6 protein-coding genes are annotated in these 3,931 nt (G+C 56.0%); 4 read left to right on the top strand and 2 right to left on the bottom strand.

From position 1 onward, the window contains the following. Positions 1 to 100 precede the first annotated feature (100 nt). Positions 101 to 499 (bottom strand): phosphoribosyl-AMP cyclohydrolase, encoded by a 399-nt coding sequence (hisI, locus tag B3Z49_RS04160; RefSeq protein ID WP_296988429.1) that lies wholly within the window; start codon positions 497 to 499, stop codon positions 101 to 103. A gap of 151 nt (positions 500 to 650) precedes the next feature. On the opposite strand from hisI, the gene B3Z49_RS04155 reads away from it, so the two are divergent. The 4 genes from B3Z49_RS04155 to B3Z49_RS04140 all read left to right on the top strand — a co-directional run bounded on the left by B3Z49_RS04155 (position 651) and on the right by B3Z49_RS04140 (position 3,336). Further along, positions 651 to 1,127, top strand: coding sequence for a Fur family transcriptional regulator (locus B3Z49_RS04155; protein WP_008890884.1), 477 nt, complete (start codon positions 651 to 653; stop codon positions 1,125 to 1,127). Then, on the top strand, positions 1,108 to 1,938 hold the full coding sequence (gene znuC / locus B3Z49_RS04150; protein WP_296988423.1) for a zinc ABC transporter ATP-binding protein ZnuC: 831 nt from the start codon (positions 1,108 to 1,110) through the stop codon (positions 1,936 to 1,938). The genes B3Z49_RS04155 and znuC overlap by 20 nt, the downstream gene beginning before the upstream one ends. Beyond that, complete coding sequence (locus tag B3Z49_RS04145) at positions 1,935 to 2,741, top strand: metal ABC transporter permease (RefSeq protein WP_296988421.1); 807 nt, start codon at positions 1,935 to 1,937, stop codon at positions 2,739 to 2,741. The genes znuC and B3Z49_RS04145 overlap by 4 nt, the downstream gene beginning before the upstream one ends. A gap of 82 nt (positions 2,742 to 2,823) precedes the next feature. Continuing rightward, entirely contained in the window at positions 2,824 to 3,336 is a 513-nt protein-coding gene (locus B3Z49_RS04140; protein ID WP_296988420.1) for a DUF3429 domain-containing protein, read from the top strand. A gap of 85 nt (positions 3,337 to 3,421) precedes the next feature. Here the strand turns inward: B3Z49_RS04140 and B3Z49_RS04135 are convergent. Continuing rightward, a partial coding sequence (locus B3Z49_RS04135; RefSeq protein ID WP_296988419.1) for a PLP-dependent transferase occupies positions 3,422 to 3,931 on the bottom strand: 510 nt, incomplete at its 5' end.

Raw genomic sequence — 3,931 nt, 5'->3', positions numbered from 1 at the left:
AGAAAGCCGGTGATGACGGTGGTGGCGATGCGGTCAAACTGTTCGTTGGAAAGGGCCATGATCAATCAGGTCTTTTGCGCTGGGCGTGGGATTTGGGGGCTTATTTCTTGCCGTAAAGTTCTTCGGCCGATATTTCCGGTTCGGAAATCACGACTTCCTTGCCGTCACGTGCGGCGAAATAGAAACAGTTGCGCCGTCCGGTGTGGCAGGCAACGCCAATCTGATCGACCTCGACCAGAATGGTGTCCATGTCGCAGTCATAGCGAAAATCGACAAGTTTCTGCACCTGGCCGGAGCTTTCACCCTTGCGCCAGAGTTTCCCGCGGGAGCGTGAGAAATAGCACACCCGGCCGGTTTCAAGCGTTTCAAGCACGGCATCGCGGTTCATCCACGCCATCATCAGGACTTCGCCCGTGTCATGTTGCTGGGCGATTGCCGGGATCAGGCCGTTTTCGTTGAATTTCAGTTTGTCGGCAATCAGTGCATTTGAGCCCGTCATGGGGAAGCTCCGGTCGATGGTGGTTGACTTTTGACGTTCGGCGCGTCAGAAAATGATATATTATAACATTTCATCAGATGCCACGGCTTTTTGAAATCGGTTGGGCCGAAACCGCCGAAACCAGATGGCCGTCGATACGAGATATTCAGCTATGAGCGATCTTTTCCCCAAAAAGGGCCATGATCACGACAGATGTGTGCATAGCGCACTTGCGCAGGCAGAGAAAGTCTGTGACAGCGAAAATGCGCGCTTTACCGACATGCGCCGCAAGGTCTTTACCCTGATCTGGCAATCGCACAAGGCGGTTACGGCCTATGAGTTGCTTGATGCGCTGACCGCCGAGGGGCAGCGGGTGCAACCGCCAACGGTTTATCGCGCGCTGGAATTCCTGACCGAGCTTGGTCTGGTGCACAGAATTGAGTCGCTAAATGCCTATTTCGGCTGTGACCGGCCTGATTGCGAACATCTGGGGCAGTATTTCATCTGTACTGATTGCGGCCGCGTCGCCGAGGCGGTTAATGAGGATATGAGCAACGCGGTGCGCAAGGCAGCGCGCAGTGTCGGCTTTACCATTCAGGCGACCACGGTCGAGATCAAGGGGCTGTGCCATGACTGCGCCACTCATTGAAGGCCGCGACCTTGTCCTTTCTTTTGGTAATGAGCGGGTGCTTGATCAGGTATCGCTTGCCATTCATCCGGGCGAGATCATTACCCTGATCGGGCCAAATGGCGCTGGCAAATCGACATTGGTCAAGACGCTTCTGGGTTTGCAGAAAGCCGATAGCGGCGAGGTCGTGCGTAAACGCGGCCTTACGATTGGCTATGTGCCGCAAAAGCTTGCCATCGATCAGGTCTTGCCGATGACGGTGAAGCGGTTTCTGAGCCTGACCCGATCCGTGAGCCGGGCGGATTGTGAAGGCGTTCTGGCCCAAGTCGGGGCAGGGCATGTGATTGATGCGCAGATGAGCCAGCTTTCAGGTGGCGAGACGCAGCGTGTGATGCTGGCCCGCACTCTTTTGCTGCGCCCGCATTTGCTGGTGCTTGATGAGCCGACGCAGGGCGTGGATGTTTCCGGGCAGGCGGAGCTTTATCGCCTGATTGACGAGATCCGCCGTGAACTTGATTGCGCGGTTCTGATGATTTCGCATGATCTGCATCTGGTGATGGCCAAGACCGATCAGGTGGTGTGTTTCAATCGCCATGTCTGTTGTTCGGGCATTCCCGAAACCGTGCGCCAGCATCCGGAATACCGGTCCTTGTTTGGCGTGCGTGAGGCCGATGCGATTGGCATCTACCATCACGAACATGATCACGAACATGATCTTTCGGGCCATGTTGTTGGCGGATGTGGTCACGATCATTCGCATGATCATGGGCATCACCATCACGCAGATGATCACAATAAAGCCGTCAAAGAAGGGGCGGGAACAAACCAATGATGGACGATTTCCTGTTTCGTGCCGTTTTGGGCGGTGTTTTGCTGGCCGTTGTCTGTGGGCCGTTCGGCGCCTTTATCGTCTGGCGACGTATGGCGTTCTTTGGCGACATGTTGGCGCATACGGCCCTTTTGGGGGTGGCACTTGGCCTTCTGATCGGGGTCGATGTCCGGATAGGCATGATCGCGACCTGTCTGGCGGTTGCCCTTATTCTGGCCTATGGGCAGCGGCAATCGCGGATTGGCAGTGATACGGTGCTGGGCATGCTGGCGCATTCCACGCTGGCGTTGGGGATGGTCGCGCTTGCCTTTGTGCAAGGTGTGGCTGTTGATCTGATGGCTTATCTGTTTGGTGATATTCTGGCGGTCAATACCGGGGATATCTTGCTTTTGGCGGTTGGCGGCGCCTTTGCACTTGGCATCCTTGCATGGATGTGGCGGCCTTTGCTTGCGCTGACAGTCAGCCCGGAAATTGCCGCGGCCGAAAGCATCCCGGTCGAACGGCTGCGTTTGATCTTCATGCTTCTGATGGCGCTTGTGATCGGTATGGCGATCAAGATTGTCGGGGTTTTGCTGATTACAGCTCTTTTGATCGTTCCAGCCGCCAGCGCACGTTTCTTTGCCCGCACACCTGAACAGATGGCGATTGGTGCCGGGCTGTTTGGCGCGGCATCGGTTCTGGCGGGGATTGCCCTGTCCTGGCATGTTGATACGCCAGCCGGGCCAAGCATCGTGATTTCAGCCGCGGCGATCTTTGTTGCCAGCGGTATTGTAATGAGTGCCAAGCGCCACTTTGCAGGTAGCTAAAGCGTTATCACTGCAAACACGGTGATCAAAGTGGCACCCGATTCCGTAAAGCGCAGATAGAACCGCGTGAAAGGATATCGGCGTGCCGCAGCAATCATCAACAGAGCGTAATCCAGCATCCGCTTCGGGTTTGCGGGAAAATGCGCCTTTCTTTGCGTCCATCCCGGTGCCCGCACGTTGGTTCGGGCTAAGTGGCGCGATCCCGTTTGTTGCCTTGTCGATTGGCGGGGCATTCTTGTCGGGTGCGCATCAGTCATTGGCCTACTTCACCCTTGTCGCCTATGGCGCGGTGATTTTGTCATTTCTGGGTGGTGTGCATTGGGGACGGGCAATCAAGGCCTTTGATCAGGGGGCTGTTGCCGACAGGTTCTTGTGGGTTTCGCTTGGTATCAGTGTGGTGCCGTCGCTTATCGGATGGTTGACACTGCTTGTGCCACTGGTGATTGGGTTGCCTGTTCTGGCGGCAAGCTTTGCGGCCATGCTGTTGATTGACTTGCAGACAGTGAAAAGTGGGCAGTTTCCATCATGGTATGGCAACTTGCGCGTCATCCTGTCGGTGATTGTGATTGCGTCGCTGTTGTTTGCGTGGCTGTGACGTCGCGCCAGTTCGAAGGTTTGAACGGAAAAAGGGCGCTGAACTCTCAGCGCCCTTAATGATTTTTCGGGTATGTTTTTCGGGTTCAGGCCGTTTTAAGCCGTGCGAACCCGGCTTCAAGATCGGCAATCAGATCATCGGGGTCTTCAAGGCCGATATGGAGCCGGACCAGTGGGCCGTCTTCGTCCCATTTGGTGGCAGTGCGGATTTTGGTTGGATCGGACGGCAAGATCAGGCTTTCAAAGCCACCCCAGCTAAAGCCCATGCCAAACAGCTCCATATGATCGACCATATTGGCGAGCTGCGCCTTTTCGACCGGTTCCATGACAAAGGAAAACAGGCCGCAGGCACCAGTGAAATCGCGTTTCCAGATGGCGTGTCCCGGATCATCGGGGAGGCCGGGATGCAGCACGCGTTTGACTTCCGGGCGGGTTTGCAGCCAGTTCGCGACCTTAAGGCCGCTTTCATGGTGCTGTTTCAGGCGCACGGCAAGGGTGCGAAGGCCACGCTGGGCCAAATAGCAATCATCTGGCCCAACTGCATCACCGGAAATCAGGACCTGCTTCTTGATGGTCAGAAGGTCTTCCTCGGTCGC

It is taken from the genome of Thalassospira sp. UBA1131 (assembly GCF_002311515.1).
Lineage (GTDB): Bacteria > Pseudomonadota > Alphaproteobacteria > Rhodospirillales > Thalassospiraceae > Thalassospira.
This window is presented reverse-complemented; position numbering and strand designations above follow the sequence as displayed.